This is a genomic window from Pseudoalteromonas sp. Z1A6 (assembly GCF_011378745.1).
GTDB classification, from domain to species: domain Bacteria; phylum Pseudomonadota; class Gammaproteobacteria; order Enterobacterales; family Alteromonadaceae; genus Pseudoalteromonas; species Pseudoalteromonas arctica.
On record NZ_WTKW01000397.1, the window covers coordinates 1 to 3,520 of the forward strand.

4 protein-coding genes are annotated in these 3,520 nt (G+C 37.2%); all 4 read right to left on the reverse strand.

From position 1 onward, the window contains the following. Nucleotides 1-55: 55 nt before the first annotated feature. Complete coding sequence (locus GQR46_RS17705) at nt 56-586, reverse strand: redoxin domain-containing protein (protein WP_165741782.1); 531 nt, start codon at nt 584-586, stop codon at nt 56-58. A gap of 113 nt (nt 587-699) precedes the next feature. Then, entirely contained in the window at nt 700-2,097 is a 1,398-nt protein-coding gene (locus tag GQR46_RS17710; protein WP_197101590.1) for a sigma-54 dependent transcriptional regulator, read from the reverse strand. Between the two features lie 9 nt (nt 2,098-2,106). Continuing rightward, nucleotides 2,107-2,481 (reverse strand): Hpt domain-containing protein, encoded by a 375-nt coding sequence (locus GQR46_RS17715; RefSeq protein ID WP_024591627.1) that lies wholly within the window; start codon nt 2,479-2,481, stop codon nt 2,107-2,109. Nucleotides 2,482-2,589: 108 nt separating this feature from the next. Beyond that, on the reverse strand, nt 2,590-3,402 hold the full coding sequence (locus tag GQR46_RS17720; RefSeq protein WP_165729193.1) for an EAL domain-containing protein: 813 nt from the start codon (nt 3,400-3,402) through the stop codon (nt 2,590-2,592). Nucleotides 3,403-3,520 lie beyond the last annotated feature (118 nt).

Consider the following 3,520-nt stretch of genomic DNA (forward strand, 5'->3'; position numbering starts at 1 on the left):
AATAAATAAAAAAGGCACTAAAAAGTGCCTTGTTTGAAACCATGTAAAACGAATGTTATTTAATAAATGTGCCTCGGATCGGATAGTCGTTTTCTCTTGAAAACTTAATCCCACCTAGCAGTTGCTCTAAATCAGGACGAACAAACGGGCTGTTTGATATATCGACCATTTGAAGCTGATTTTTTTCATTAAGCACATAAATTCCTGGCTCAGCAAATGGATGGTCAGTTTCTGCATCACTGCGAGGCTCGCTAATATGTAGCCCTAAATCTGTCATTTGCTCGATTGTTAAACCATAGTAAATTGGGAAGTTAATATCTATTTTTTCAAGATGTTTATTAAGCTGCTCATGGCTATCACCACTTACTGCAACCACTTCAACACCAGCATCTTTAAAGTCTTTATGAACTTTAGCAAGCTCGTTGAGTTGCGCAGTACATTTAGGGCAGTGCTGGCCACGATAAACAACAATCATTTTCCACGGAGAGTCACTAATTCTGTCGACTAAATCTATCTTTTTCTCATCAACATCACTCACTACTAGTGATGGCATAATATCCGCAGGTTTTAAACTAGTACTACTCATTGCGATCTCCTTTTACTGTTTCAGATTAAAAATCAATTTGCTATTACCCATAGAGCTTAGGGTAACTTTCATTAATTCAACCTGAAAAATGTAATTAAAAATCTATTACAACTTTAAGACCATCCTTTTATTTTTCTATAAATGGTGGATGCACTTACCCCTAAATAAGCAGCAGCAAGAGGAATGTTGTCTTCGCAGCTTTTGATTGCGTTTTCAATAGCCCTTTTTTCAACTTGCCATAATGGTTCTATATCGTGAACCGACATAGGAGATAATTGAACACTCTGATCGTTTGTATTGTGAATTGACTTAGCTGAGCTTGAGTGTTTTACAGCGCCTAGACCAAATGAATTTGGTAGCATATCTCTTTCTATTACATCGCCATCATTAATAACGACTGTATTTTCAATTACATTTTGCAGTTCGCGTATATTACCTGGCCAATCGTAATTACAAAAAAGCGCCTTAACTTCATCAGAAAAGCCAATAAAATGTTTAGCGTTGCTATCGCTTTTTTGTTTTAAAATATACTCAGCGAGCAGTAAAATATCGTTTCCGCGCTCCCTTAAAGGCGGGAGCTTTACGGGGATAACATTTAAACGATAATATAAATCTTCTCTAAAGCGCCCCTCTGCTACCTCTATTATTGGATTTCTGTTGGTTGCACATACCAAGCGAACATCGCTGTGTAATACCTCGCTGCTACCAACCTTGCTAAATATGCCGGTTTGTAAAAAGCGCAATAACTTAGCTTGTAAGTTAAGCTCCATTTCACATAGTTCATCTAGAAATAACGTACCGCCGTTGGCCACTTCAACAGCGCCCTTACGATCGCTTAACGCCCCACTAAACGCCCCTTTAACATGACCAAAAAATTCTGATTCAAATAATTCAGCAGGGATCGCAGCACAGTTTATAGCAATAAAAGGGCCTTGGCTGCGAGGGCTCGAATCATGAAGGGTTTGTGCGCATACTTCTTTACCGGTTCCACTTTCACCTGTAATAAATACGCATGCTTTACTTCTAGCTGCGCTATCTAGCAATCTAAAAACGGTTTTCATTGCGAGAGATTCACCAACAAAATCTTGGCTTTTATCACTGCTTTGAACCAAAGGTTGTACTTTAGCTTGCTCTTTGGGTGTTAACGCACTTTCTACTGAGCTAATAAGTCGCTGACTTGTGAAGGGTTTTTCTAAAAAATCGAAGCCACCTAAACGCATAGCTTCCACTGCAATATCAATAGAACTATTTGAGGTGATCATGACTACATTAGCAGGATTTTTTTGTTTATTTACAAATTGTAAAACTTCAAGCCCACTTATATCAGGCAAGCATACATCTTGTACTATCACCGCAGGCATTTTTTCTTTAATACCGACCAAAGCAGAATATCCATCTGCGAAATGCTTACATTCAAAACCTACTTGCTCTAGCTGACTTGCGTACAAAGCACCACTTGCGATGCTATCTTCAACAATATAAACAAGGCCTTTACCCATTATATCTGACACGGCTTTCTCCTAGATAGCTATACTCTTACTCATTATTTGATATGCATCTCGGGTTTTATCCAAGTTATGCTTAATAACAAGCGCTGCGTGCAAATTTTCTTCTGTGGTTGGTGGTGGTGAATCGTGTAACTGTGTTGCCAATGCAGCTAAAGGAGCGGCTCCATATAAGGCAGCCGAGTTTTTCAAAACATGCATTATTTCTCTAATTTTTATAATATCTGCATTACTAATTGCCGTATCTAATTGGTTAGCCATAGTAACTAATTCATCGATAAATAAGTTTACTAATCGAGCTAAAACGCTTATTCCAACATCCTTTTCAAGTTGAATTAAAACATTTAGCTCCGTAATACTTTTATCGATAAACTGCTCTGATATAGGCATAGATAACCTTTGTGTAAGTTAAAGCTTCGTACACTAATAAAATGTAAGAATTGTAGTTTAAGAGTAATTTGTTTTTTGCATTTTGCAAATCAAAATGAATATAAACAATTACAGAGCCCAGGTATCAATACTTTTTGTTAATGTTTGCGGCTTATCGAGCAAGTACCCCTGAGCAATATCACAACCAAGTTGTTCTAATATTTGTAATTGCTCATTCTCTTCAATGCCTTCTGCTACAGTTTGTAAGCCCAATCGTTGAGCCATCGCAATAATTGCGCTACATAACGTAAAGTCTTCGTTATTAGTTGCAATACCACTTACAAAACTGCGATCAATTTTTAAACCATCGATATCAAATTGACGAAGTAGACCTAAAGACGCGTACCCAGTGCCAAAATCATCAATCCACACCTTTACGCCTTCTTTATGGAAGTTTTCAAACGCCTTAGCTATTTTATCAGGACTATGAATGAGCGCTGTTTCCGTTAATTCAACTTTAATAGCTTGTGGTGGTATTTGGTGCTTTTCTAGCAAAGCCATTACTTTTGAAAACACATCACCATCTAAAATTTGTACCGGTGAAATATTTAAAGAAACAGCAATATCTGTCATACCAAAATGTCGCATCTGTTTTAAATCAGACAAACATTGCTCAAAAATCCAGTCACCTAATTCTAAAATCATTCCCGATTGCTCTACATGAGGGATAAACTCATCAGGGCCTACAATACCAAAGCGGGGTGATTGGCACCTTACTAGCGATTCAAAGCCGACCAACTTTCCCGTTCCTAATGATACGAGCGGTTGATAAACCATTTTAAAATAATTATTTTGCATTGCATCCGACATGATTCTTTCTAACTCATGCCATCTTGCGAGATTGACTGGGCTTTCTGATTCTAGGTACTTAAATGCATTCATGTTTTGCTCCGATTTTCACTCTTAGTGACTTATGTAATCAAGAGCAAGTTACAGACCATTTAGAAAGTGAATAAAACAAAAATAAAAACAGCAAATTCAAAAGGTTAAGTTTAGTTAT

What these genes read in the sequence shown, in the direction of transcription:
- GQR46_RS17720 (WP_165729193.1), bottom strand. Translation starts at nt 3,402, where the DNA reads ATGAATGCATTTAAGTACCTAGAATCAGAAAGCCCAGTCAATCTCGCA.
- GQR46_RS17715 (WP_024591627.1), bottom strand. Translation starts at nt 2,481, where the DNA reads ATGCCTATATCAGAGCAGTTTATCGATAAAAGTATTACGGAGCTAAAT.
- GQR46_RS17705 (WP_165741782.1), bottom strand. Translation starts at nt 586, where the DNA reads ATGAGTAGTACTAGTTTAAAACCTGCGGATATTATGCCATCACTAGTA.